At 64.5% G+C, this 23,779-nt stretch carries 21 protein-coding genes; 4 read left to right on the top strand and 17 right to left on the bottom strand.

From position 1 onward, the window contains the following. Window positions 1-158: 158 nt before the first annotated feature. On the top strand, window positions 159-1,064 hold the full coding sequence (locus BM019_RS24550; protein WP_092420973.1) for a LysR family transcriptional regulator: 906 nt from the start codon (window positions 159-161) through the stop codon (window positions 1,062-1,064). A 56-nt stretch (window positions 1,065-1,120) separates the two neighbouring features. Here the strand turns inward: BM019_RS24550 and BM019_RS24545 are convergent, their stop codons facing one another. The 17 genes from BM019_RS24545 to tssA all read right to left on the bottom strand — a co-directional run bounded on the left by BM019_RS24545 (window position 1,121) and on the right by tssA (window position 20,065). Further along, on the bottom strand, window positions 1,121-2,380 hold the full coding sequence (locus tag BM019_RS24545) for a TIGR02270 family protein (RefSeq protein ID WP_092420970.1): 1,260 nt from the start codon (window positions 2,378-2,380) through the stop codon (window positions 1,121-1,123). Window positions 2,381-2,383: 3 nt separating this feature from the next. Continuing rightward, window positions 2,384-3,298, bottom strand: a complete 915-nt coding sequence (locus tag BM019_RS24540) for a beta propeller repeat protein (protein WP_009044351.1) — start codon at window positions 3,296-3,298, stop codon at window positions 2,384-2,386. Between the two features lie 10 nt (window positions 3,299-3,308). After that, window positions 3,309-4,256 (bottom strand): DUF4150 domain-containing protein, encoded by a 948-nt coding sequence (locus tag BM019_RS24535; RefSeq protein WP_092420967.1) that lies wholly within the window; start codon window positions 4,254-4,256, stop codon window positions 3,309-3,311. After that, window positions 4,257-5,291 carry a 3-oxoacyl-ACP synthase gene (locus BM019_RS24530; RefSeq protein WP_092420964.1) on the bottom strand — a complete coding sequence of 345 codons (1,035 nt, stop codon included), beginning with the start codon at window positions 5,289-5,291 and terminating at the stop codon, window positions 4,257-4,259. Then, window positions 5,291-6,403 carry a DUF2169 family type VI secretion system accessory protein gene (locus BM019_RS24525; protein ID WP_092420961.1) on the bottom strand — a complete coding sequence of 371 codons (1,113 nt, stop codon included), beginning with the start codon at window positions 6,401-6,403 and terminating at the stop codon, window positions 5,291-5,293. The genes BM019_RS24530 and BM019_RS24525 overlap by 1 nt, the downstream gene beginning before the upstream one ends. Window positions 6,404-6,418: 15 nt before the next feature. Next, on the bottom strand, window positions 6,419-6,865 hold the full coding sequence (locus BM019_RS24520) for a DUF6484 domain-containing protein (protein WP_092420959.1): 447 nt from the start codon (window positions 6,863-6,865) through the stop codon (window positions 6,419-6,421). Window positions 6,866-6,882: 17 nt separating this feature from the next. Next, on the bottom strand, window positions 6,883-9,108 hold the full coding sequence (gene tssI, locus BM019_RS24515; protein WP_092420956.1) for a type VI secretion system Vgr family protein: 2,226 nt from the start codon (window positions 9,106-9,108) through the stop codon (window positions 6,883-6,885). Between the two features lie 30 nt (window positions 9,109-9,138). Next, entirely contained in the window at window positions 9,139-11,862 is a 2,724-nt protein-coding gene (gene tssH, locus BM019_RS24510) for a type VI secretion system ATPase TssH (protein WP_092420953.1), read from the bottom strand. Further along, entirely contained in the window at window positions 11,855-12,907 is a 1,053-nt protein-coding gene (gene tssG / locus BM019_RS24505; RefSeq protein WP_239691101.1) for a type VI secretion system baseplate subunit TssG, read from the bottom strand. Before tssG ends, tssH begins: the two co-directional genes overlap by 8 nt. Continuing rightward, window positions 12,871-14,730 (bottom strand): type VI secretion system baseplate subunit TssF, encoded by a 1,860-nt coding sequence (gene tssF / locus BM019_RS24500; RefSeq protein ID WP_092420947.1) that lies wholly within the window; start codon window positions 14,728-14,730, stop codon window positions 12,871-12,873. The genes tssG and tssF overlap by 37 nt, the downstream gene beginning before the upstream one ends. Next, window positions 14,727-15,242 (bottom strand): type VI secretion system baseplate subunit TssE, encoded by a 516-nt coding sequence (gene tssE / locus BM019_RS24495; RefSeq protein WP_009044342.1) that lies wholly within the window; start codon window positions 15,240-15,242, stop codon window positions 14,727-14,729. The genes tssF and tssE overlap by 4 nt, the downstream gene beginning before the upstream one ends. A gap of 163 nt (window positions 15,243-15,405) precedes the next feature. After that, window positions 15,406-15,849, bottom strand: coding sequence for a hypothetical protein (locus BM019_RS24490; RefSeq protein WP_092420944.1), 444 nt, complete (start codon window positions 15,847-15,849; stop codon window positions 15,406-15,408). After that, on the bottom strand, window positions 15,846-16,277 hold the full coding sequence (locus BM019_RS24485; RefSeq protein ID WP_037005248.1) for a type VI secretion system amidase effector protein Tae4: 432 nt from the start codon (window positions 16,275-16,277) through the stop codon (window positions 15,846-15,848). The genes BM019_RS24490 and BM019_RS24485 overlap by 4 nt, the downstream gene beginning before the upstream one ends. A gap of 75 nt (window positions 16,278-16,352) precedes the next feature. Then, window positions 16,353-16,841, bottom strand: coding sequence for an Hcp family type VI secretion system effector (locus BM019_RS24480; protein WP_009044340.1), 489 nt, complete (start codon window positions 16,839-16,841; stop codon window positions 16,353-16,355). A 97-nt stretch (window positions 16,842-16,938) separates the two neighbouring features. Further along, window positions 16,939-18,432, bottom strand: coding sequence for a type VI secretion system contractile sheath large subunit (gene tssC / locus BM019_RS24475; RefSeq protein ID WP_092420941.1), 1,494 nt, complete (start codon window positions 18,430-18,432; stop codon window positions 16,939-16,941). A gap of 15 nt (window positions 18,433-18,447) precedes the next feature. Next, window positions 18,448-18,963, bottom strand: a complete 516-nt coding sequence (tssB, locus tag BM019_RS24470) for a type VI secretion system contractile sheath small subunit (RefSeq protein ID WP_009049566.1) — start codon at window positions 18,961-18,963, stop codon at window positions 18,448-18,450. A 64-nt stretch (window positions 18,964-19,027) separates the two neighbouring features. After that, window positions 19,028-20,065 (bottom strand): type VI secretion system protein TssA, encoded by a 1,038-nt coding sequence (gene tssA, locus BM019_RS24465; protein ID WP_239691100.1) that lies wholly within the window; start codon window positions 20,063-20,065, stop codon window positions 19,028-19,030. A gap of 365 nt (window positions 20,066-20,430) precedes the next feature. On the opposite strand from tssA, the gene tagH reads away from it, so the two are divergent. The 3 genes from tagH to tssK all read left to right on the top strand — a co-directional run bounded on the left by tagH (window position 20,431) and on the right by tssK (window position 23,777). Further along, on the top strand, window positions 20,431-21,843 hold the full coding sequence (tagH, locus tag BM019_RS24460; RefSeq protein WP_092420938.1) for a type VI secretion system-associated FHA domain protein TagH: 1,413 nt from the start codon (window positions 20,431-20,433) through the stop codon (window positions 21,841-21,843). Window positions 21,844-21,950: 107 nt separating this feature from the next. Then, on the top strand, window positions 21,951-22,421 hold the full coding sequence (tssJ, locus tag BM019_RS24455; protein ID WP_092421275.1) for a type VI secretion system lipoprotein TssJ: 471 nt from the start codon (window positions 21,951-21,953) through the stop codon (window positions 22,419-22,421). 21 nt (window positions 22,422-22,442) lie between these two features. Beyond that, a complete protein-coding gene (gene tssK / locus BM019_RS24450) occupies window positions 22,443-23,777 on the top strand; it encodes a type VI secretion system baseplate subunit TssK (RefSeq protein ID WP_092420935.1) in 1,335 nt (444 codons plus the stop codon). Window positions 23,778-23,779 lie beyond the last annotated feature (2 nt).

Genomic DNA, 23,779 nt, shown 5'->3' with positions numbered 1-23,779 from the left:
GGCTACACAGGCATCGCGGTCCCTGTAGCCGCTGCCGCAGGCTGCGATCGGCGGCGTAGCCGGCGTAAAACCAGGCGATGTGGTTTTCCAGGTGGAATGAGGTGCCGGAACGCGAAAAAGCCGCTATAAAGCGTTCAGCTGTCAACCAGAGAGTGACAATGAACCCGTTCGAAGACATGCGTATTTTTTGCCAGGTCATGGACGCCGGCAGCTTCACCGCGGCGGCGGATCAGCTGGGCCTGTCCAAGCAGTTCGTCAGCCGGCGGCTGATGCAACTGGAAGAACGCCTGGGCGTGCGCCTGCTCAATCGCTCGACCCGACGCCTGGACGTGACGCCCCTGGGCCAGAGCTACTACGAGTCGGCCCTGCGCCTGCTCAGCGAAGTCGAGCAGGTGGAGCAGGGCATCGCCGGCCAGACCGTCGAACCCCGGGGCACCATTCGCCTGAGCGCGCCGCTGTCGTTCGCCATGGCCCATCTGGGGGAGCTGTTGCCGCTGTTCCTGCGGCGCTATCGCGATGTCGCGGTCGAGGTCGATCTCAGCGACCGGCCGGTGGACCTGCTCGGCGAGGGCTACGACCTGGCCTTGCGCATCGGCGTGCTGGAAGACTCGACGCTGATCGCCCGGCGCATCGCCTCGATCCAGCGGGTGTATTGCGCCAGCCCGGCGTACCTGGCCGAGCGCGGGACCCCGCTCAGGCCCGAGGAACTGCAAGGCCACGACTGCCTGCCTTACGGCCACGGCCGCCAGGTGCAGTGGCGTTTCGAAGGGCAGGGCCACAAGCCCTTGCTGGTCAACGTCACCGGCAGGATGCGGGTCAACAACGGCGAATTGCTCAAGGACGCGGCCATCGCCGGCATGGGCATTACCTACCTGCCGACCTTCATCGTCGAGGCGGCACTAAAGGATGGGCGGCTGGTGTCGCTGCTGGACGGCTTCGAGCCCGAGCCCCTGGCCTTGTCGGCGGTCTACCCGCAGCACCGCCAGGGTTCGCGGCCGGTGCAGGTGTTTATCGAGTTCCTGCGCGAACAGCTGAATCGCGGCGTGGTGCCGGGATCGCGATAAGCGCTAGGGAGAATGCAGTGCGTTAGCGGGGGCAGTCCGGGGCAACTGCCTGTTCATCACCGCCCGAACGCCACCGGCTCTCCCAGCAATGCCTTTTGCCGCCAGGCGGGTGCGCTGGTAGGGAACAGCACTTCGGTCGGCCGCAAGCGCGCGATGCCGCAGGCCGCGGCGATTCGCTGGCGTTGCTGGCCGCGGACAAGCGCTTGCCGATAACTGCTTTCGCTCTGTTGCAGCCCCAGCACATAGCCCACGCCCGCCTGGAAATCGCCTGCATGGGCTTGCCACCAGGCTGCGATCAACCGCGGGTCGGGCCAGGGCAGGTTCTCATCGGGGTCCATGACGACATTGGCATCCTCAGGGTCGTCGTTCGGGCCGGCATCGAAATCCGGCAGGTCCTGCAATTCCAGATCGAGCAGCGCCAGGTCCGCGCCAGTCATCAGGCTGAAGGCCTCGCCAGCGACGCGGGCATGCGGCAGGTCGCTCATCTGCTGGATCAGCCAGGGCACGCTGACCGGATCGCCCAGCAGCCCGACGGCCTGGATGCCGATGCGCCGCTGCCCGGGGTTCTGCATCAACTGGCGGATCCAGGCGATGCTGTGCTCGCGCTGTTGCCAGGCCAGCCATACGCAGAGCGCGCGGTACTGGAACTCGCCCGGTTGCTCGGCGAACTGGCGCAGTGGCTCCAAAGCTTCCTCGTCGCCCATCTGCGCGGTGGCCCAGTTGGCCCAGAAGCGTGGGGCTGCGTCCTGATGCTGGCGGTGGGCACGAATCGCCGACATCAGGTCACGCCGGCGCAACTCGCCGGCAGTTCGGGCGGCCTGGGCGATAACGGCCGCATCGGCATGCGCCAACCCCGCAATCAACACTGCCCCCGGATCACGCCGGTGCAAGCCGCAGGCGGCCAGGCCGATGCGGCGAAACAACGCTTGCGGCGAGCCGAGCAGCTTCTCCACCCAGGGTTCGACTCGGGGCCAGTCCAGCCAGCCCAGCGCGGCACCCATATAACGGGCACCGTCGGGGTGGGCGCGCAGATGTTCGGCCAACTGGGTCATTGCGCAAGTATTGGCGGCTTCGAAGGCCAGCACCGTGGCCGCGAATATCTCGCCCTGGGCGTTGGGGTTGAGCTGCTGGAGCACCAGGTCCAGGCTCTTTAGCCCGCCTATCTGCAAAGCATCCAGATGAGCTTCGATGCGCTTGTCGAGATCGAGCAGATGCGCCAGGTCGTAGTGGGGGGCGTGCACGGCAAGGTCGCGCAGGCCGGCCAGAAAGGTGGCCTCCTCAATATGCTGGTCGATGACGATACTGAGGCTCGTCATCGATCAGTTTTCTGGGCAAACATGACGCCGCCACGTGCTGCCGTCAAAACTGAGCACGCATTCGTCGCCTGCCACCCACAGCACATCGGGCTTGGCATCGATGGCGTAGTAGGCCTTTTTGCCCCTCAGCGGCACCTTGGTCTCGCGCAGCTGCACGCCGTCGTACTCGAGCAACTGGTCGGTTGCGGTCACGTAGAGCTTGCCGGCGAACTCAACCATGTTTTCCAGCACTTCGGCGCACAGGTCGCGATCGCCGATATCTGTCCATCCCGCCTGCGCGCTGCCTCGTAGCAGGATCCCGCCGGACCCGCCGATGTACACCACGCCATCGGCGGCGCAGTGCACGCAGTAAAGCGGCAGGTTGGTGGGGGCCACCGATGCCTGCCAGCCTTTACCGTCCCAGTGCCAGATGGCGCCGCCATCGCCGACGGCATAGACATCGGCGCGCGAGAACCCGTCAATGCCGTTCAGGCAAGCCGTGACCTCGTCCACCAATGGAACATAGAGCCCCTGGTCGATGCGCTGCCAGACGCCCTTGCTTTGCCTCAATACCTGGTTCTGTGTGCCGCAGGCATACAGTTCGCCATCCACCTCGCAGAGGTCCATCAGGTAGACATTGTCGATGTCCAGCGTGGTGTCGGTGCTGGACTGCCCGGAGGGGTGTTCACGGAGTAGCCCGGCCCGCCCGAGGAAACAGTAGTTACCTTTCTGCTGCCCGCGCAGCGGTGCTCTCTGCAGAGCGCTGTAGACCACCTCGGGAATGTCGTAGACATGGAACCAGTCGTCCTGGTCGATCATCATCACCCGGGTTACGCTGGGTTCCGCGCCCTCCAGATAGAGATGCCCGCCGAGCAGCGCCTGCTCCGGTCCGATCGCGATAATGTTGGTGAAGTAGAGGGCGGTTTCGCTCTTTGCCATGGTTCAGATCCTATGGGCGTCCTGCGGGGGCTGGTGCGGAACGTGCGGGTGGTATGACTTTGCCCGCCGCGCCCGAGGCACGGAGGTTCAAAGTGTTGGTGCAGCCAGGTCCTTTCTTCGGCTTGGCCTTGTAGTACTGGTCGAGCTGGAAGGCGACGCACTCCTGCTCTTTTTTCGTCAGGTCGCGCGGGGGGCTCAGTGCGCCTCCTGCCGAGGCGGCCGCAGTGTTGCGTGCGGTTTCATATTTGAACGGCTTGCCCTTGTCGAAGTGGTCCAATTCGACCGGATCGAACTTCGCATGGCAGCGCTTGTGCGAACCCTGGTGCTGGTTGCCGCGCGACACGCAGATCACCGGGGCTTTCGAGTGACTGTAACCGGCCTTGCCGCGCATGCAGCGGCCGGGTATCAGATGGTGGCCGGTTTGCGCCGCTCCGCTCGCTGTGTTCGGACAGGCCTTGCTATAGGGCTGCAGGCGCAGGTGTCCCATGCCGGCGCACTTGCCGCCCGGCTTGAAGGCCGCCTTCATCTTCGAGGTGTGCGGCCAGGTTGCCGTGTTGCCAGGAGGCGGATTGTGGTTGTGGGTGGTCAGGTCGAGATGGCGAACGACGTTCAATCCCTCGAACTTCACGTCCATCGACCAGGAGATGAAATAGACCTTCCCGGTATTGGTACTGGTGATAATGCCTTTCTTCGGCGCTCGACCTGCCTCGTCGCCATAGCTCTTCTTGAAATGGCTCTTATTCTTGAGCATCACTTCCTTGCCGGTGATCTTGACGGTCCGAGTGCCCTGCGTCGTGTCCTTCGACATGCCGGTATTCGGATAGGGGATCGGTACGCCCAAGGGGGTAGGCGGTGCCTGTGGCGGGGTGAAGCAGACGTCGGGAAACGAGGCTATCGATTTCCCCGAGGCCGACTTGCAGGAAAGTTCTCGACCATTGGCGTAGACCTCATTGGCCATCTAGTTCGCCCTCACACGCTGGTAGCCGAGCACCATCGCCGCCCGCTCGCCCCCATCATTGCTCGAATGGCAGAGTACCTGCGCGCTGTGGCCGTAGCCTTTGCGCGAGGCAGCCAGGGCAATGCACAGCAGCGCGGGTCCGGTCATTGCACCGCACTCGCCGATGCAGTCCGCGGGGCTCCAGAGCTCGACGCGCTCCTTGTGTACCCGCAGGGTCCGGCTCAGGGCCAGCGCGGCTTCCTTGAAGTAATACTGCTCACCCGTCAGGTCGGCGAGACGATAGTCGATATGCTCGAAGCCGAAGCCGCAGTCATCGAACGCCGCTTTCACCGCTTGAGTGAGCCCGTCCGCGCGAAATGGCAGCCCCTCGCTTTCGACAGTAGCTTTTTCCCTTCCGAAACCAAGCCCAAGGCATAGCAGTTGCGGCTCTTCGCTGGCCCGCACGGCCGTCACCAGTATCGCCGCAGCGCCTTCGCCAGGAATGAAGCCGTTGTCGCAATGACTGCTGAGTAGCCGGTCTCGCTCCTGATAGGCCGCGAGCGTCGCCCCGGTGAGATAGGAATCGACACCTGCGATCAGTACCTTCGAACATCCCTGCTCGATGAGTCTACGTGCGTTGATCAATGCCACCGCGGCGCTCACCCGGCCCCGCGGGATCACACAGGAGCGCTCGTGAAAGCGCTGACCGAGGCGCTCCTCGATGGCCTGCAGCAAGGACTCGTCCAGGCGCTCCAGGCGTCCTGGCCGATCGCTCTCGGCCACGCCGAGCAGCAGCGGTATGTCGTGGACGTCCTCGTCGGACAGACCGGACAGGCACTCTGCGATGGCCATGCTGGCCATTCCCACCAGTTGTGCATATCCGGAGGACGGCTCAGGCAGGATCACGGGCGCGCCGATCAACCATTCCCCTGCCTGGTCAATGAAACGGGTTTCCTGGAAGTTATCGATAGCGCAACGGATCGCCGCGCAGCTCGCGGGGGCGCTAAGGCCTACGGCGCTGACCATGCCGGAGCCGATGATGCACAGCGCGGCCATCAGGGCGTCTCCTCGGGTGTGCGTTTGGCTTTCACCAGGGCCGACAGCGACGGGTAGTAGTCCTTGCCCAGTTCGCGGGCGCGCCACCAGCCCGTGGACATAGTGCCGACCAGCACCTGAGCGATCTCGAACAGGTTGCGTTGTAGCGGACGGGAGACACGCCAGGTCAACTGCACCTGGCACGTGTCGGTGTCGATCAGCAGGGTGTCGATCACCGCCTGCACGGTTTCATGGCCGCCTTTTTTCAGAAAGAAGGTCACCGGCACCTCCATCTGGGGAATGCGAAAGCCCGCGCGCTCCTGGGGCGTGAGGTTGAGCAACAGCACATCCTCGCCACCGCGCAGGTAGTGGGTCTGCTGATCGTCGGGGGCCGCCTGAAAGTAGCGGTGGTCGAAATCCGTCGGCAGAAAGGGAAAGCAGTCGGCCAGCCAGGCCTCGTCGTAGGTGCCGGCGAAGCGGGCGCGTTGTGGCCAGCCACGGCCGAGGGGGCCGAGGGCCATGGGGCGAAAGTTGCCAGAGGGACTGTCGATCGGTTTGCCCAGCTCCTCGGTGCTCGGCATCGGCATGCCGACGATGTCGGCACTGTCAGCGCTGCGCGGGTACCAGCCACAACCGGTCGGATTGTCCAGGTAGCAGTGGCGCAATTGGGGGTCGTTGGCGATCGGATGGCTGCCGCCAAACGCCCGGGCGTAGGAGATGTCCTGCTCGGTAAACGGCTGCGGCAAGCCGGGAGCAACGCCCAACAGCCCCGATTGCCATTGCCGTGGACCGAGGACGGAAAAAGCCTTGCTCATCTGCCCGACGCGAATGCCCGCGGTCAGCTGCGTCACGGGGCGCCCGCCTGGGGCGTAGGCCTTGCCGCGCACCAGGACATCGCAGCATGGCTTGACCGGGGCGAAGTCCATTTCCTGCAGCGGCGCGCTGAGGCCGGGCTCGCCGAGAAAAGTGTCGGCCATCAGCAGCGGTTGCTGGGTGTCGGCGAGGGTGGCCGCGCGGCCGTCCAGGGGCAGGTTGAACGTGCCCTTGGCCACCACCACCAGGGATTCGCGGCCATCGGGCGCCAGGCCCTGGGTATAGGCGGCAAGCAGTTGGCTGGCGTTGAGCAGTTCCATAGGCCGGATACCTGTCTAGTTGATCTGCACCGAACCGCCCTTGATGCGGTTGACCCCGCTGGAGCGGCTGGACAGGTAGGCGCCCTGGATGATCACCTTGCCCGCGCGAGTCAGGGTGATGCTGGCCTTGCCGCAACGCAGGACGATCTCGCGTTCGGCGCTCAGTTCCAGGCACTGCTCGTCCAGTCGCACGCTGGCGGCTGGCTCGGGCGGGGCATCCGCGCCGAGCAAGCGGCCGATCACCAATGGGCAGGCCGGGTCGCCGCCTTCGAACATCAGCGCGACCTGGCCACCGATATCCGCAGGCCCCAGCCGCGCGGTGCAACGGGCAACGACGCCGCTGGCATCCGGGCAACCCGGGTAAACGACCCTGGGCGCACTGGCGCGCGGCAGCTCGAGCAGGGTGCCGATGACCACTGCATCGATGCGGGCTTGCATGGGTAGCGGGTGTTGAACCGTCATTGCATGCCTCCATTGTGCTAGTTCTGCAGGATCTTCTGGCCCTTGACCACCACGTTCCTGCTGGCCTTGATGTTGATGGCGCCGGAGCCGTCGATGGTGATGTCCTTGCCACGAATCATGATGGTGCCGTCCTTCTTCATGGTGATGCTGGCCGCGCCCGTGGTCAGGGTGATGGAGTCGCCGGCGGTGAGGGAGAAGTTCTTGCCGACGTCCAGGCTGTCGTTCTGCTGGATGTTGGTGGTGCGGTTCTGGGATACGTCGCGGGATTCGTTCTGGCCGATCTGGGTGCTCTGGTTGCCGTTGATCTCGATACCTTCGTTGCCCTTGACCGTTTCGTTGCGGTTGCCGGTGATGTCGATGGTCTCGTTGCCGCCCACGTCCTCGGTGCGGTTGCTGACGATGCTGATGGTTTCGTTGGCACCGACCTTTTCCGTGCGGTCCGCGCCTATGGTGATGGTCTCGTTGTTGCCCACCTTCTCGGTGCGGTTGGCGCCGATGGTGATTTTCTCGTCGCTGCCGACATCCTCGGTACGGTTCACACCGATGGAGATGGTCTCGTTATTGCCGACCTTTTCCTTGCGGTCCACGCCTATGGTGATGGTTTCGTTGTTATCGACGGTTTCGGTGCGGTCGTGTTTGACGTGCACGGTCTCGTCGTTGTCGATGGTCTTGCTGCGGTCGTGGCCGACCCAGTGGGTCTCGTCGTTCTCCACCTCGATGTCCTGGTTTTTCTCGGCGTGGATGAACAACTGCTCCGCGCCTTTCTTGTCCTCCATGCGGATTTCATTGAAGTTGGCGGGCGAGCCCTCCTTGCTCGAGCGGCTTTTCACCCCGCTCTGGGTGGCATTGGCCGGCAGTTCGTAGGGCACGGTCTGTTCGGCGTTATAGACCCGGCCGGTGATGATCGGGCGATCCGGGTCGCCTTCGAGGAAACCGACTATCACTTCCTGGCCGATCCGTGGGATCTGCACCGACCCCCAGTTTTTGCCGGCCCAGGCCTGTGACACGCGCATCCAGCAGGAGCTGTTTTCGTTGGATTGGTCGTGGCGATCCCAATAGAAATGCACCTTGACCCGGCCATACTGGTCGGTCCAGATTTCCTCGCCGGCGGGGCCTACCACCCTGGCGGTCTGCGGCCCGCGGACAATCGGCAGGGGGGTCAGGGGCAGGGGGCGGAAGGCCTGGCTGGCATCCATGCAGTCCAGCTCGCTGGTGAACTGCTCGGCCAGGTCCAGTTGCCCGCTTTCATAAAGCTCCTGGCGGATCTGGTAGCGGGCGACCACCACCAGGTATTCGCGATTCTGGTCGGCGCGCTCGTAGCCGGTCAGCTTGAACAGATGCCCGCAGCCCAGGCCACGGGCACGACCGCGCAACTGCACGCGCTCGAACTGGCTGTGAATGGCCTGGATGCGGGTGCGTGCGTAATGCTCGCCATCCTTGCTCTGGACGTATTCGCCCGGGTAGTCGTAGAGCGGATGGTCGCCGTTGCTGTGGCTGCGCGACACGCTGGAGCGCACTTCGAGGCTGGCGCCGGGGCGCTGGAAGTCGTAGTCGTTCAACGCCAGCGAGCCCGGCTGGACTTCCCGCGCCAGTTGCCAGTCGTAGAAGTGGTCGCGCTCGCGCATCTGCTGATCGGGCGGGTAGAAGGGCACCGAGGCGTAGTCGGCCACCGTCGAGTGGGCGCCGTAGGCGTCGGCCAGCACCAACACGTGACGCGCTTTCTCATGGCGGAAGTAGTAGTAGATGCCTTCCTGCTCCATCAGCCGGCTGATGAAATCGAAGCTGGTTTCGCGGTATTGCACGCAGTATTCCCACTCGCGGTAACTGCCGCTCAGGTTGTCTTCGAAATCGGAGAAACCGAGGTCGCGGAACACCTGCTTGATGATGTCCGGCACCGTCTTGTTCTGGAAAATCCGGCAGTCCGAGGTGCGCGTGAGCAGCCAGAACCAGGGCCGCAGGCTGACCCGATAACCGGCGAACTGGCCGTGGCCGGTCAGTTGCCGGCAGCCGCAGGCGATGCCATGGAAGTAGCGTTTGCCGCCGCCGTGCAGCTCCAGGGTCAGGCCCATCGGTTTGCCCAGCAACTGGTCGAACTTGATCGCCCGGTCTTCGGAGGTCAGGTCCAGTTCGTAATGGAACAATCGCCCCAGCTCCTCGCTGCCTTCCATGCCCTGCAACAGCAGGACCTCGCCGCCGAGGGGGCTGTCGACCTGCACCAGGCGGGTGCTTTGCGTGATTGCCATAAACGGCTTCCTCCGGCTCGCGTTCGGGCGTCAGTCGGTTGTCTCGCCAACATGCGGGTCGAATGCGTAATGCAGCGCATTGTCCCGTTGGCTGATGCGCACGCCCGCCAGCGGCTTGCCCTCGAGCATGCGGGTGAGAAACTCCCGGCTCATATCCGGCAACAGGGTATTGGTCAGGATGGCGTCGATCATCCGTCCACCGCTCTCGATCTCGGTGCAGCGCGAGACGATCAGGTCGACCACGCTGTCGTCGTAGGCGAAGGGCACCTTGTGTCCGCTTTCCACGCGCTGCTTGATCCGCTCCAGTTGCAGGCGGGTGATGGCCTTGAGCATCTCGTCGCTCAGCGGGTAGTAGGGGACGGTCACCAGGCGCCCGAGCAGGGCCGGCGGGAACACCTGGAGCAATGGCTCGCGCAGCGCCTTGGCGATGGCATCGGGATCGGGCAGCCGTTGCGGGTCGCGGCACAGGCTGGCGATCATCTCGGTGCCGGCATTGGTGGTGAGCAGGATCAGGCAGTTCTTGAAATCGATCAGACGGCCTTCGCCGTCCTCCATCACCCCCTTGTCGAACACCTGGAAGAAGATTTCGTGCACGTCCGGGTGGGCCTTTTCCACCTCGTCCAGCAACACCACGCTGTAGGGTTTGCGCCGCACCGCCTCGGTCAGCACGCCGCCTTCGCCGTAACCGACATAGCCGGGCGGGGCGCCCTTGAGGGTGGAGACGGTGTGCGCCTCCTGGAACTCGCTCATGTTGATGGTGATGATGTTCTGCTCGCCGCCGTACAGGGCCTCGGCCAGGGCCAGGGCGGTTTCGGTCTTGCCCACGCCCGAGGTGCCGGCGAGGAGGAACACGCCAATCGGTTTGCTGGGGTTGTCCAGCCCGGCGCGCGAGGTCTGGATGCGCTTGGCGATCATCGCCAGGGCATGGTCCTGGCCGATGATGCGTTTTTTCATGTGCTCGTCGAGCCTGAGCACGGTGTCGATTTCGTTGCGCGCCATGCGCCCGACCGGGATGCCGGTCCAGTCGGCGACCACCGCGGCCACCGCCTGGTAATCCACGGTGGGCAGGATCAACGGGCTTTCGCCCTGCAAGGTGGCGAGGTGGCTCTGCAGGTCGCCGAGCTTGTCGCGCAACGCCGTGCGTTCGGCTTCACCCAGGCGCGGCGATGCAGCGTCGGCCTCGCCGCTGGTGTCGTCCAGCGGTTCGGCGGCGGCGCGCAGGGTGGCGCGGGTCGCCAGCAGTTCATCGACCAGGGCCTTCTCTTCGCTCCAGCGACCTTCCAGGGACGCCAGGCGTTGGCGTTCCTCGGCGAGGGCCGCCTCGACCTCCTGCTGGCGAGTGCCGATGGCAATGCCAATGGCCTGCTCGCGGCCGATGATCGCCTGCTCGGTGCTCAGCGCCTCGATGCGTCGGCGGCTGTCGTCCACTTGCGCCGGTACCGCATGCAGGCTGATGGCGACCCGCGCGCAGGCGGTGTCGAGCAGGCTCACCGATTTGTCCGGCAGCTGCCGGGCCGGAATATAACGGTGCGACAGCTTGACCGAGGCCTCCAGCGCCTCGTCGAGGATCTGCACCTTGTGGTGCTGCTCCATGGTCGAGGCGACGCCGCGCATCATCAGGATCGCCTTGGCCTCGGACGGCTCGTCGACCTGCACCACCTGGAAGCGCCGGGTCAGGGCCGGGTCCTTCTCGATGTGCTTTTTGTATTCGGCCCAGGTGGTTGCCGCCACGGTGCGCAGGGTGCCACGGGCCAGGGCCGGCTTGAGCAGGTTGGCGGCATCGCCGGTACCGGCCGCGCCGCCGGCGCCGACCAGGGTATGGGCCTCGTCGATAAACAGGATGATCGGCTTGGGCGAGGCCTGCACATCCTCGATGACCTGGCGCAGGCGCTGCTCGAACTCGCCCTTCATGCTCGCGCCGGCTTGCAGCAGGCCGACGTCCAGGGTGCGCAGTTCGACGTCCTTGAGGCTCGGCGGCACGTCGCCGGCGACGATACGCAGGGCGAAACCCTCGACCACCGCGGTCTTGCCGACCCCGGCTTCGCCGGTGAGGATCGGGTTGTTCTGCCGGCGGCGCATGAGGATGTCGACCAGCTGGCGAATCTCCTCGTCGCGCCCGACTATGGGGTCGAGCTTGCCGCTGCGGGCCTGTTCGGTGAGGTCTACGGTAAAGCGCTTGAGCGCCTCCTGCTTGCCCAGCGCGCTGGGCGCCAGGGCGCCGCTCGCTTCGCCCGGCGCGGCGGTGGCGTTGAAACCGTCGCTGGCGGCCAGGCCGTTTTCCGGCGAATCGCCGAGGTACTCGTCGAAGCGCTCGATCAGGTTCTCCACCTTGATCTTGTCGAACTCGCGGGAGATGGCCGAGAGGGCGTGGCGCAGGCTCGGTGTCTTGAGCATGCCGACGACCAGGTAGGCGCCGCGCACCTGGCTCTCGCCAAACAGCAAACTGCCATAGACCCAGCCGCGCTCCGCGGCTTCCTCGACCTGCAAGGACAAGTCGGTGATCGAGGTCGAGCCGCGCGGCAGGCGGTCCAGGGCGTCGGTGATATCCCTGGACAGGCGCGCCGGGTCGAGGCTGAACTGGCGGACCAGGCGGTGCAAATCGCCGTCCTGCAATTGCAGCAACTGATGCAGCCAATGCACCAGCTCCACATAGGGGTTACCGCGCAGTTTGCAGAACACGGTGGCGGCTTCGATGGCCTTGTAGGCCGGGCTGTTCAACTTGCCGAACAGCGCGGCGCGGCTGATCTCACTCATGATCGCTGCTCCTTGAGGGGGTGGTATGGCTGGCGTATTCGCGGGCCAGCAGCAGGTCGCCGGCATCCGTCGACGGGCTGCCGAGCCAGGTGTCGAAGCCCAGGCGGGTCTGGCCGTCGAGATCGATGCGCGGCACTTCCTGGTGCCGCAGCAGCAGATTGACTTCCCAATCCAGCTCCTCGCCCTGGTACTCGGCGACCCAGGCGGCCAGTTCGCCGAAGCTTTCCTGGCCGGGCAGCAGGCGGCGGTATTGCTCCAGGCTCAAGGGCCCCAGGCGGATGCGGAATTTATGCTGGCGATCCCAGACGTGGGTGCCCAGGCTCAGGTCGCTGCCGAGCGAGCAGAGCGCCACGCCCAGTTGGCTGCGCTGCGGCAACTCCAGCCACTGGCCGACGTATTCCTCGATGCTGACCGGCACGCCGAAATAGTCTTCCAGGATGGCGCGCAAGCCGTCCGGGTAGCGGGTTTGCGCCGCCAGGTGGCCGGTGAAGTGGTAGCGCGCCGAGTCGGCGATCGGGCCCTGGCCGAGCAGGCTGGTCATGCCCCGCCCGGACAGCGCGGCCAGGCGCATCGACCAGTAGTCGTGGGCGGGGCGGTCATGGCTGACGGTCGGCCGCGCCTCGGCCCAGGCGCGGTAGAACAGGCATAACAGGCGGTGATTGAACACGTCGAGAAAGCGCGTGAAGCTGGCGTCGTCGTTGTTGCGCTGGCGATCGCGGGCGTATTCGGTCAGGTGCAGCGGCAGCGGGCCGTTGGGCCCGGTGAGGCCGAAAAAGAACTGCTCGATGCGCGGCGCGGCGCCCTCGGGGCCGGTCTCGATGCTGGCCAGGGTCGAGGGGGCGAAGCCGCAGTCGGGTTTCTGCCCCAGGCGCAACGGGTCGTCGTGCAAGCGCAGGGAATGGCCGATGCGCGGCCGGTCGCTGGCCTCGCACTCGATGCGCCGTAGCGCCTGGAAGAAGTCGTAGGCCCAGGGCTCGTCGGCCATCCGCTCGATGCTGTGCAGCGGTTTCAGAGGTTCGGTCGACATCCGGGGTGCGCCTGCCATCGCATGATTTCGCCGCGCTCGGTGGTGCGCAGCACGGTTTCGGTGAAGCTGTTGATCGACACGTAACGGGCCAGGAAGCGCTCGAACACCGCGCCCAGCAGGTACACGCCGGTGCCGCGGAAGGCGTTTTCGTCGAACTCCAGGCTGATCTCCAGGCCACGGCCAAAAACGATCGGTCCCGGCATCGGCAACCGGCGGGTGCAGGGCGTGCTGCGCACCTGGCGCAGGCCCTCGATTTGCAACTGCAGCGCCGCATCGCCGGGGTCGCCGTACAGGCGCAGCAATTCGCGCAGCGCCGCGGCCCCCTGGCCCTGTTCGCTCAGCGACAGGTAGTTCAGCGACAGCTGGCTGATCAGCCGCCAGGCGCTGGCATCGTGCGCGCGGCTCGGCCGCGGCCGGCTTGGCCCGGCCAGGCAGCGCACGGCCAGCACCGGGGCGCTGTCTTCCAGGGTGAAATCGCTTTTGCCGGTACCCACCGGCATCAGCAGCGGCAGGTCGCGGTTGGTGCACAGGGCGCTGAGACCGAGCTGGCGCAAGTCGTGGCGATAGGGCGCCTGGTTGACATCCACCAGCGAGACGAAGGTTTCGCTGCCGATATAGGTCGAGCGTGGCCCGCGTCGCCGTTGCTGGCTGGACAAGCGACGCGGCTCGCGGCGGACGATGTAGTAGGCCTGCTCGCGGCCATAACGCAGCGGATCGCGGATCGCATAGAACGGCTGGAACGGCTGCTCGGGGCCGCTGCCATGACCGGTGACCTGGGTCAGGGAATGGATCTCGAAATCCAGCGGCCGGGTGCGGTCGGCGATCACCTGGTGCTCATGCATCCGCTCGCTCAGGTGAATGCGATCGGTGCGGCGTGCAAACAGGTTCACCGCCGGGGTGCAGAAGGGCACGAATTGGGCTGCGGATACCGTGCCTTCCAGGGTGTTGTCGAGGCGATCGAACAGCACCACCACCTCCAGTTCCTGGCTGGCGCAGCGCTGCACACCGGCGCTCAGCCCGGTGAAGTCGACGAACAAAAAACGATTGGGCAGGGCGAAATATTCCTGCAGCAGGCGATACCCCTGGAAGGCCCGGGGCACCACCGGCAGCACCGCGTCCTGATCGTCGAAGCCGCGCGCCTTGAGGCTCTCCAGAGGCAAGCGCTCGGCCCAGTCGCCGTCGACGCTCTTGATAAACACCGCGCAGGCGTTGCCGAGCAGCTGCTCGTACAGACGGAAAGGTTGCTCGTCGGCGCCGTTGAGGTAGAGCGGCAGGCTGTCCAGCGCCAGGGCGTTGAACGGCGACCCGGCGCCGCAGCGCAGGCGCAGGCGCAACCCGGCCTTGGCCTTGGGTTCGCTGGCGGCCAGTCGGCCGAGAGTCGCGGCCGGGTTGCCGAAGTATTCGGCATGGCTGACCTGCAACGGCCACAGCGTCACGGCATGGGCGCTGCGGTATTCGCAGGCGGTCTGCTCGCCATGGCCCAGCTGGCCGCGCAGGGCGGCGTGGCGTTCGACCGTGAAGCCGCTGGTCAGCGAACCCTCGTTGGGGTCGGCGACCAGCTGGACTACCACCACCGAAGGCGTTGGCGCCAGGTAATGGGGGTAGGCGATTTCCAGCAGATTGTGGGTGAAGGTCGGGTATTCGGCGTCCAGCTTCAGGTGGACCCGCGCGCTCAGGTAGGCGAAGCCCTCCAGCAGACGCTCGACATAGGGGTCGGCGCATTCGATGCCGGACAGGGTCAGGCGGCTGGCGATCTTGGGGAACTCCTGGGCGAACTCGGCGGCGCTCTCGCGGATATGCTGCAGCTCCTGGTTGTAATACTCGAGCATGCGCGGGTTCATTGGCGTCTCCTGGCGGGCTCGGCCGGCGTCACCTTGACGTGCCCGGTTTCCAGGTCGAGGGCGGTGCTGAGCAGCAAGCGCAGGGGCACCGGCTCGGCCCACAGATCGCCCTCGATCTCGAAGCTCAGGGCGTTGTGACTCATGTCATTGCCGTCGAGTCGCGCGCGGACCTTCAACGAGCCTTTGAGGATGCGCGGCTCAAAGGTGGCGATGGTGTCGCTGAACAAGGCTTCGATGGCCTGAACATCGACACTCGAGGCGGTATGTCCGGCCAGGGGCGGCAGGCCGAAATTCAGCACCGAGTTGCCCGCTGGCATCTGCGCGGCCTGCTCCGGATCGAACAGCACGCAGGTGTTGAACAGCCAGGCCAGATCGCGCAGCACGCAAGCTTTCAGCTGGGTCAGCGACATGACGCGGCGCTCGGCGGCTTCTTTCGGGTTGTGCGGATCGTCGTCGGTCAGGCGATCGAGCAACGAGGGTTGCAGGCGTTCTTGCAGAGTCAGCTCGGCCATCTTCGGTTATCCCTGTCGGTGAAGCTGAGGCTGTGCAGTTGATCCCGCAGGGCCCGGAAGGCGCCGCCCAACTGACCTGCACACATCGGCTGTTCGGCGTCCATTGCCATCTCCTTATTCGCAGGTTTAGTTCGCAGGCTTCGAACCGAGCCCTGGCGTGCGCTCAAACGTCGGGTTCGAACAAGCCGATAAACATTTTCTCATCCCACTGGAAGGGCGGGCAGGCCGTCACCCGGCTCACCGCCGACGAGGCTTCCAGAGTCTGATCGGAGCCGCTGCGTATCGCCTGGATCTCGGTACGGCAATCCCGACTGGGCGAGGGCAGTTGCTCGCTGCTTTCCACCAATATCACCTGGCGTGTCCCCACCTGCTTGGTGCGCAGCATGCCGCTGGGGTCACGGTGGAACTGGCAAGGCCATTTCAGGCTCAGGTCGATGCCGGGTTGCTGCGGGACCAGCACACGACAGTTGCCATTGCGCTCTTCCAGCAGCAGATCCCGGGCCAGGAAGCGCGCCTGGGTGGCGTTATCGGCCGGGTTCTGCGCGCAGGCGGGCAACATCAAACCCGCCAGGCCCGCGACGATAAGGCGCAGCAGGTGCTGATTCATGACAGCTCCCAGAACCACACCTGGGCGGAGTGGTTGGCCGGGTCGTCGTAGGTCTTGGTGAAACCGCGGCTCCACAGATCGATATGGTCGCCGGCCGCGCGACTCTCGCCGCTGCGGGTAAAGCAATCCTTGAAAAAAATGATCCCGTTCTTCTCATTGAGCTGCAGCTTGGCCTTGGCCGCGTCGGTAAAGATGCTCGGCCGGCCCAGATGCTGGCGCCACAGCCAGTTCGCCAGCGACTCGGCACCGCGGGCGTGGCCGTGGCTGCAGCGCGGTTCCGAATAGGTATGGCCATCCACGAGGATGCTTCGCTCGGCGTTGAGCGTAATGCTCAGGCGGATCGCGCATTGATTTTCCCAACCGCCATCGCAAGGCTGGCTTTCAGCCGGATAGTTGTTCCACAGATTGATGAACGCGGGTCTGGCCATCATCGAACCTCCTGTTGCGTCGTGGCCCCTGGTACAAGCCGAGCACCCTGCGGCAGGGCTGCAGGGTGGCTGGCGTCACACCTTGACGTTTTGGCGGATATTCCAGCCGTACTTGACCGGGCCGCCGTCCTTGGAGCCGTCCTGCTTCTGCGGTTGGTAGTCGACCAGCACCTGGCCGAAATTCAGCGCGATGTTTTCGGTCAGGCGATCCGCGCCGCCGCTGCCGCCGGTGCCGATCGAGGACACCAGGACCTCCTTGAGGGTGATGGTCAGGTACTCGACCGGATCGTCGCCGCCGGCCTTGCGCACCGTCAACTTGGCCTCGTCGTAATGCTTGCCGCTGGAGCAGGCCATCATCAGGTTGGGGGAGGATTTATCCACCCACTTGGTCAACGTCAGGTCGTGGATATTGACCTTGCCGGCACCGCCGCCACCGCCCACATGCATGTTGCCGGACTGGGCCATGGCCCAGCTCCAGGAGAGCACGTCGATCTCCTCCTTGTGGTTCTTGTCCTGGGACTCGCCCTTGACGTCGCCGATCTTGATAAACATATCAACAGCCATCATGCCTCCTTAAGTGGTTTGCACCACTGTGTGCCAGTGATTCGCCACGCTGCGTCGCAGGGCACCCGCCACCACGGCGAATGCCTCCTGAGATGAATCAAACCGCCTTGGCGGACGGAAGTTTGGATACCAGCCGCAGCGATACCGTGAGCCCTTCGAGTTGGTAGTGCGGGCGCAGGTAGAACTTGGAGCTGTAGTAACCGGGGTTGCCCTCGATCTCCTCGACCACCACCTCCGCCGCGGCCAAGGGGTGCTGCGCCTTGGTGGTTTCGGTGGAGTGGGCCGGGTCGCCGTCCACGTAATTGAGAATCCAGTTCTGCAGCCAGCGCTGCATGTCGTCCTTTTCCTTGAACGAGCCGATCTTGTCGCGAACGATGCACTTCAGGTAATGGGCGAAGCGGCAGGTGGCGAACAGGTAGGGCAGGCGTGCCGCCAGGTTGGCGTTGGCGGTGGCGTCGGGGTCGTCATACTCGGCCGGTTTCTGCAGCGATTGGGCGCCGATGAAGGCGGCGAGGTCGGTGTTCTTCTTGTGCAGCAGCGGCATGAAACCGTTCTTCGCCAGCTCCGCCTCGCGCCGATCGGCGATGGCGATTTCGGTCGGGCACTTCATGTCCACCCCACCGTCGTCGGTCGGGAAGGTGTGCGTCGGCAGGTTCGGCACCTCGCCGCCGGACTCCACGCCGCGAATCCGCGAGCACCAGCCATAGAGCTTGAACGAGCGGTTGATGTTCGCCGCCATGGCATAGGCCGAGTTGGCCCAGGTGTATTTGGAACTGTCGGCGCCGTTGGTTTCCTCTTCGAAGGCGAAGGCGTCCACCGGGTCGGTCTTGGCGCCGTAGGGCAGGCGGGCGAGGAAACGCGGCATGGTCAGGCCGATGTAGCGCGAGTCCTCGGAGTCGCGCAGCGAACGCCAGGCAGCGTATTCCGGCGTGGTGAAGATCTTGGTCAGGTCGCGCGGGTTGGACAGCTCCTGCCAGGAGCCCATGCCCATCACCGTCGGCGAGGCCGCGCTAATGAAGGGCGCATGCATCGCCGCGCAGACCTTGGCCAGCTCGCCGAGCAGCTCGACGTCCGGCGACGACTGGTCGAAGTAGTAATCGCCCACCAGGCAGCCGAACGGCTCGCCGCCGAACTGGCCGTATTCCTCTTCGTACATTTTCTTGAAGATCGGGCTCTGGTCCCAGGCGGTGCCCTTGAACTTCTTCAGGGTCTTGTGCAGGTCGCTCTTGGCGATGCTCATCACGCGGATCTTCAGCTGCTCGTCGGTTTCCGTGTTGTTGACCAGGTAGCTCAAGCCGCGCCAGGCGCTTTCCAGTTGCTGGAAGTCGGGGTGATGCATGATCAGGTTGACCTGCGCGGTGAGCTTGGCATCGATCGCGGCGATGATCGATTCGATGGATTTGATCGCGTCGTTGGAGATCAGCTCGGTCTTGCTCAGGGCCTGTTCGGCCAGGGTGCGCACGGCGCTTTCCACCGCCTCGCGGGCGTGTTCGGTCTTGGGTTTGAACTCTTGCAGGAGCAAGGCGGCGAAGTCGCTCGGTGCGGTCGCGGCGTCTGCCTGGGCCTGCGGGTCTTTCATCAATTCGGCCATGGTCTGCGTCCTCTGTCAGGCTTGCGGCTCGGGTTCGGTCGGTTTTGGCGCACTGGCCAACGCCTGCAACAGGGCCGGGTCCTTGATCGCCTTCATGATCATGTCCTCGGCGCCGGTCTTGCCGTCCATGTAGGTCAGCAGGTTGGCCAACTGGGTGCGGGCTTCGAGCAGTTGGTTGAGGGCATCGACCTTGCGCGCCACCGCGGCAGGGCTGAAGTCGTCCATGCTCTCGAACGTGATGTCCAGGCTCAGGTTGCCTTCACCGGTCAGGGCATTGGGCACGTTGAACGCCACCCGCGGTTTCATGGCCTTGAGCCGCGAGTCGAAGTTGTCGACATCGATCTCCAGGAACTTGCGGTCGGCCACCGCCGGCAGCGGCTCGGCAGGCTTGCCGACAAGGTCGGCCATCACCCCCATGACGAAGGGCAACTGCACCTTCTTCTCCGCACCGTAAAGCTCTACGTCGTACTCGATCTGCACCCGGGGAGCACGGTTACGGGCGATGAATTTCTGGCTGCTGGTGTTAGCCATTTTTCCTCCTGCGCTGCCTATGCGGCTGTGTTGGATGGGCGTCGGTTAAAGCGTTTCACTCGGACTATTCACCCTCGGGCCCGCGCAATTTTTCGAACTGGGAAAAGCCGTCCGGAATCAGGTTGCTCACGATGGTGGCGAAATCGGCGCTGACCAGTCTCTTGGCGCGGCTCAGGAGCACCGGCACCGGGCTTGAGGGCTCGTGCCTGGCGTAATAACCGAGGATCCGGTCGAGGCTGCGCAGCACATCGTCACGGCTGCCGATCTCGCCCGCGATGCGCGGCGCGGCGGCGCCGGGGGCCGTGGACATGGCGGCATCGACAGGCTCGCCGGCCTGCGCGACAGCGCCGGAAACGCCTGGCTGAGGGGCGTGCTCGGCGATGATTTGCACGGCATGCCGAAGCAGTTGCTTGATCGTGCCCAGGTCCGTGCCGTGGGTGGAGCCGACCCGTTCGTTGACCTCGCGCTCTATGGTCAACAGCGTGCCATGGGCATCGTTCAGGGCGGTGCGGCAGGCCTCGAGCTGTTCGCCCGCGCAGTCCTGAAAGGCCGCGCCGAGCTGGTCCGGGCTGAGGCTTTCACTGGCGAAGCGCTGCAAGCCCGCGGCATTCAGCGCGGCCCGCAGGCCGATGCTGCCAAATGCCCGCGAGCTGATCAGCGGCATGCCCCAGAGCAGGCGAATGACCGGCTCGGCGTTGAGGCCGGCGAGGGCGTTGATCCGAAAGGTGGGGTCATTGTTATCTTCTGCATCCAGCTTGGGATGCAGGTCGTCCCAATACTGTGCGAGCAGTTGCTGGATCAGCTGTAACCCTTGCACCAGGCCGGGCAAGCCTTGCAGGGCAATGGCGCTTTGCAGGAAGTAGTTGGCGATGCGCAGGTCTTTGCTGCGCGTGAACAGTTCGACGCAGAGGTCGCGGACCTGGCGCCATTCCGGCGGTGCGGCGGCTAACACGGCATCGCCCATCTGCCGTTCGGGTTGGCCTTGCGCCGCGCGTTCAAGCTCGAGAAAGGCGGCGTCGTACTCGAGGTCGCCGCCACAGGGGGAGTCGGGGGAAATGGTTTCCAACAAGCGCTGTACATCCACCACGGACGTGATCTCCATATCGGCCCGGCAATCGGCGCCCGGTCAGGGTGAGCGCACGATTAAATCCCTTTTCCTGCGAATAAGTGCTCTATCCAGAGCCACTGTTTGGCGTCATTTCTTAATTCAACAATTGACCTGAAGTTTTAGCCCAGTTCAATTGTTGTCAAGAAACTCTCCGACCAGTGGGGAACACTGTGATGTTTGAAGATAGGCGGTCGGTGGCGGTTTTTTTAGTTTCTTTTGTTATAGGGCTTATTTGAAAAAAGCGAATATAAGTGCAGGAACTTTGAGGGCACGGAAATCTTTTAGGGGGCTATACTCGCTTTGCACTCGCTGGCATGCCCGAGCTGTTGTTATTGAGCAATACCGTACAAGGAGTTCCAATGCCGCTGCGTTTGACAATCACCAGTTATCACAAGCTGACTCCCGGCCAACGCGCGGAGTTCGAGCTTGATCGCGGTGAGCTGAAAATCGGCCGCAACCCCGAGAACGACTGGGTACTTCCAGACCCGGAGCGCCTGGTGTCCGGCCAGCATTGCGTCATTCAGCTGCGTGACGGCACCTACTACCTGACCGACACCAGCACCAATGGCGTACAGCTGGTGAATGCCGGCGTGCGCATGCACCGCGGCAACAGCGAACCCTTGCGCGACGGCGAACTGCTGCGCGTCGGCGAGTACGACATCCTGGTGCAGATCAACGGCGCGCCACAAATCGCCAACGGCGCACCCGGAATGAGCGATCCCTTTACCGGCTTCGATGCACTGATCAAGCGCCAGGCGCCGGGCGAGATTCCCGCCGCCGCGGCGCCGCCCCCCGGCAGGGTGCAGATCCACGCGGGCGGTTCGCCCCTGGACACCAAGCCCGACCTGTTCGATTTTCTCGCGTCCCCGGCAGTGCCCCCACCGGCCCTGGCCGACCACGTGCCGCCCGAACGCCATGACTTTCGCCCGCCTGAGCCACAACGCCCGAGCGCCCCTGCGGCCAGCGAAACCGGCGCGGCGCCGGCGATTCCGGCGGATTGGGACCCCTTCACCGAACTGGGGGCGCACCCGGCGCCGGTGGCGCCGGCCACTGTGCAAGCCACCGCGCAGGCCCAGCCGCAACCATTGCCAGAGGTATCGGAGAACAGGGCCGGCAGCGCACCCGAACCGGCCGTGCAACGGGCCGCGGTTGCCCCTCTGGCGCCGGCAGTCGGAGGCGACAATGAGGAGGGGCTGGAAGCCTTTCTCAGGGGCGCGGGGCTCGAGCACTTGCGTATCGACAGAGGCGAAACCCGCGCGCAAATGGAGGCCATCGGCCGCAGCTACCGGCATATGGTCGCGGGGTTGATCGAGGTGCTGCGCGCCCGTGCCAGCCTCAAGGGGGAGTTCCGCATGGCCCAGACCATGATCCGGCCGGTGGAGAACAACCCCCTCAAATTCGCCCCCAATGTCGATGAGGCGCTGCTGTTATTGCTGCGTTCCGGCAACCAGGCCTTCATGCCGGCCGACCAGGCGATCAAGGAAAGCTTCGACGACCTGAAAGCGCATCAACTGGCCGTCATGGCGGGCGTGCAAGCCTCGATCAAACACCTGCTCGAGCGTTTTCAGCCAGCGGTACTGGAAGCGCGTTTAACTCAACCTTCGGCTATTGGCGCTTTGCTGCCCGGGAGACGTCAAGCGCAATACTGGGAGTTGTTCACGGAACTCTATGCGAGCATTTCCAGGGAGGCTGAAGATGATTTCGAGGATTTGTTCGGGCGCGAATTCAGTCGTGCCTATGAAGAACAAAATACCAAGTTGCGAAAAGGCTGAGCGCCCTCGGTTAGTTGGATAAAGGCTAATGGCTATTAAATAGTGAGTTGATCTTGTTCGGCGATCGGTAGTTTCGATTTGGAATAACAAACGTCATGGAGGACGACATGCCAAAGTTCTTGTTGTTCGCAACAGTACTACTGCTGACTGCCTGTGCTTCGAGTCCGCCGCCGCCCGCTGCTCCTACTGTCGTTGTCATGCATATCCAGGCTGCTGCCGATCTGAATCTTTCGGCGGGCGGCCAGGCGACGCCGGTGCGGGTGCGTTTGTATGAGTTGAAGAGCGGTGGAGCTTTCAGTCGCGCCGACTATTTCTCCCTGGTGAATGCCAGCGGCGCGACCTTGTCCGCGGACCTGGTGACGCAGGACGAATTACTGATCCAGCCGGGTCAACAGCTGACCCTGGAGCGCACGCTCGACGAGCAGAGCCGTTTGCTCGGCCTGGTGGTGTCCTACCGTGAACTGGACAGCGCCGTGTGGCGCCAGATGGTCAATATCCCGAGCCATGAAACCACGCCATTGACGGTTTCCCTGAAGGCCAGGGCGATCAGCGCGGCAGCCACGAAACCTGCGAATTAGTCCTGTCGAGGAAGCCAGTCCATGTCCTGGAATAACCGTGTGGTGTGGTCCGAAGGAATGTTTCTGCGGCCGCAGCATCTCCAGCAACATGATCGCTACATGGAAGCCCTGATCGATGGCCGTTGCCGCCCGTTGAGCGCCGGGGGCTGGGGGTTCTCCGAGCTGCGCATCGACGAATCCCTGCTCGGCCAGGGCAAGGTGGCGATTGTCAGCGCGCGCGGGGTGCTACCCGATGGCACGCCTTTCGACATTCCCGGCGACGATCTGCCGCCGCCGCCACTGAACGTCAACGACAATTTGCGCGATGCGCAGGTCTTCCTGGGTTTGCCGCTCAAGCGGGCCGGCAGCCGCGACACCGTGGGGGAGGGCGAAGCTCCGGGTGGTGCGCGCTACATCAGCCAGGTGCGGGAAGTGCGCGATGACAACGCCGCCTTCGAGAGCCGGGCGTCGCTGGCGATCGGCGGCAAAGCCCTGCGCCTGCTGACCGAGCGCGACGGCCTCGGCGAATATGCCTGCCTCGGTTTGCTGCGGGTGCTGGAAATACGCGCGGACAATGCCGTGCAACTGGACGACGACTATATTGCGCCGCTGCTCGATGTGGCCGCCTCCAGCGTGCTGGCGGCCTTTCGCAGCGAGCTGCAAGGGTTGTTGCACCAGCGCGGCGAGGCCCTGGCCGGTCGGGTGGTGGCCTCGGGGGCCGGCGGCGCCTCGGAGATCGCCGACTTTCTGCTACTGCAACTGGTCAATCGCGCCGAGCCCCTGCTCAGCCACCTGGCCCGGTTGAGCCCCTTGCACCCGCAGGACTTCTATCGCGAGGCGGTCTGCCTGGCGGGAGAGTTCGCCACCTTTTCCGCTGCCGGGCGTCGCCCCAGCGACTACCCGGCCTATGCCCACGACGACCTGGCGAGCAGCTTCGCCCCGGTGATGCACGATCTGCGGCAAGCGTTGTCGATGGTCATCGATACCCGCGCCACGCCGATTCCGATCATCGAGAAATCCTACGGCGTGCATGTGGCGATGCTGGCCGACAAGAGCTTGCTGGAGATGGCCAGCTTCGTCCTGGTGGTGCGGGCCGAGGTGCCGGCCGAAACCCTGCGCACGCATTTCCCCCAGCAGGCCAAGATCGGCTCGGTGGAGCACATCCGCGACCTGGTCAATCTGCAGTTGCCGGGCATCGCCTTGCTGTCCATGCCCGTGGCGCCGCGGCAGATTCCCTATCACGCCGGTTCGAGCTATTTCGAACTGGACCGTGGCAGCGAACACTGGAAACAGTTGACCCACTCAGGGGGCTTCGCCTTTCACATTGCCGGCCAGTTCCCGGGCCTGAACCTGGCCTTCTGGGCCATCCGAGGATAGTT

The organism is Pseudomonas sp. NFPP07 (genome assembly GCF_900115645.1).
Taxonomy (GTDB): Bacteria; Pseudomonadota; Gammaproteobacteria; order Pseudomonadales; family Pseudomonadaceae; genus Aquipseudomonas; species Aquipseudomonas chlororaphis.
Note: the sequence above shows the minus strand (reverse complement) of the source record. Positions and strands in the feature narration are given on the sequence as shown.

Coding starts and splice junctions, on each gene's coding strand:
- tssA (WP_239691100.1), bottom strand. CDS start 20,065: ATGGAGATCACGTCCGTGGTGGATGTACAGCGCTTGTTGGAAACCATT.
- BM019_RS24535 (WP_092420967.1), bottom strand. CDS start 4,256: ATGGCCAATGAGGTCTACGCCAATGGTCGAGAACTTTCCTGCAAGTCG.
- tagH (WP_092420938.1), top strand. CDS start 20,431: ATGCCGCTGCGTTTGACAATCACCAGTTATCACAAGCTGACTCCCGGC.
- BM019_RS24485 (WP_037005248.1), bottom strand. CDS start 16,277: ATGGCCAGACCCGCGTTCATCAATCTGTGGAACAACTATCCGGCTGAA.
- BM019_RS24545 (WP_092420970.1), bottom strand. CDS start 2,380: ATGACGAGCCTCAGTATCGTCATCGACCAGCATATTGAGGAGGCCACC.
- tssK (WP_092420935.1), top strand. CDS start 22,443: ATGTCCTGGAATAACCGTGTGGTGTGGTCCGAAGGAATGTTTCTGCGG.
- tssG (WP_239691101.1), bottom strand. CDS start 12,907: ATGGCAGGCGCACCCCGGATGTCGACCGAACCTCTGAAACCGCTGCAC.
- BM019_RS24520 (WP_092420959.1), bottom strand. CDS start 6,865: ATGACGGTTCAACACCCGCTACCCATGCAAGCCCGCATCGATGCAGTG.
- BM019_RS24550 (WP_092420973.1), top strand. CDS start 159: ATGAACCCGTTCGAAGACATGCGTATTTTTTGCCAGGTCATGGACGCC.
- BM019_RS24480 (WP_009044340.1), bottom strand. CDS start 16,841: ATGGCTGTTGATATGTTTATCAAGATCGGCGACGTCAAGGGCGAGTCC.
- tssB (WP_009049566.1), bottom strand. CDS start 18,963: ATGGCTAACACCAGCAGCCAGAAATTCATCGCCCGTAACCGTGCTCCC.
- tssF (WP_092420947.1), bottom strand. CDS start 14,730: ATGAACCCGCGCATGCTCGAGTATTACAACCAGGAGCTGCAGCATATC.
- BM019_RS24525 (WP_092420961.1), bottom strand. CDS start 6,403: ATGGAACTGCTCAACGCCAGCCAACTGCTTGCCGCCTATACCCAGGGC.
- tssH (WP_092420953.1), bottom strand. CDS start 11,862: ATGAGTGAGATCAGCCGCGCCGCGCTGTTCGGCAAGTTGAACAGCCCG.
- tssJ (WP_092421275.1), top strand. CDS start 21,951: ATGCCAAAGTTCTTGTTGTTCGCAACAGTACTACTGCTGACTGCCTGT.
- tssI (WP_092420956.1), bottom strand. CDS start 9,108: ATGGCAATCACGCAAAGCACCCGCCTGGTGCAGGTCGACAGCCCCCTC.
- BM019_RS24540 (WP_009044351.1), bottom strand. CDS start 3,298: ATGGCAAAGAGCGAAACCGCCCTCTACTTCACCAACATTATCGCGATC.
- tssE (WP_009044342.1), bottom strand. CDS start 15,242: ATGGCCGAGCTGACTCTGCAAGAACGCCTGCAACCCTCGTTGCTCGAT.
- tssC (WP_092420941.1), bottom strand. CDS start 18,432: ATGGCCGAATTGATGAAAGACCCGCAGGCCCAGGCAGACGCCGCGACC.
- BM019_RS24530 (WP_092420964.1), bottom strand. CDS start 5,291: ATGGCCGCGCTGTGCATCATCGGCTCCGGCATGGTCAGCGCCGTAGGC.
- BM019_RS24490 (WP_092420944.1), bottom strand. CDS start 15,849: ATGAATCAGCACCTGCTGCGCCTTATCGTCGCGGGCCTGGCGGGTTTG.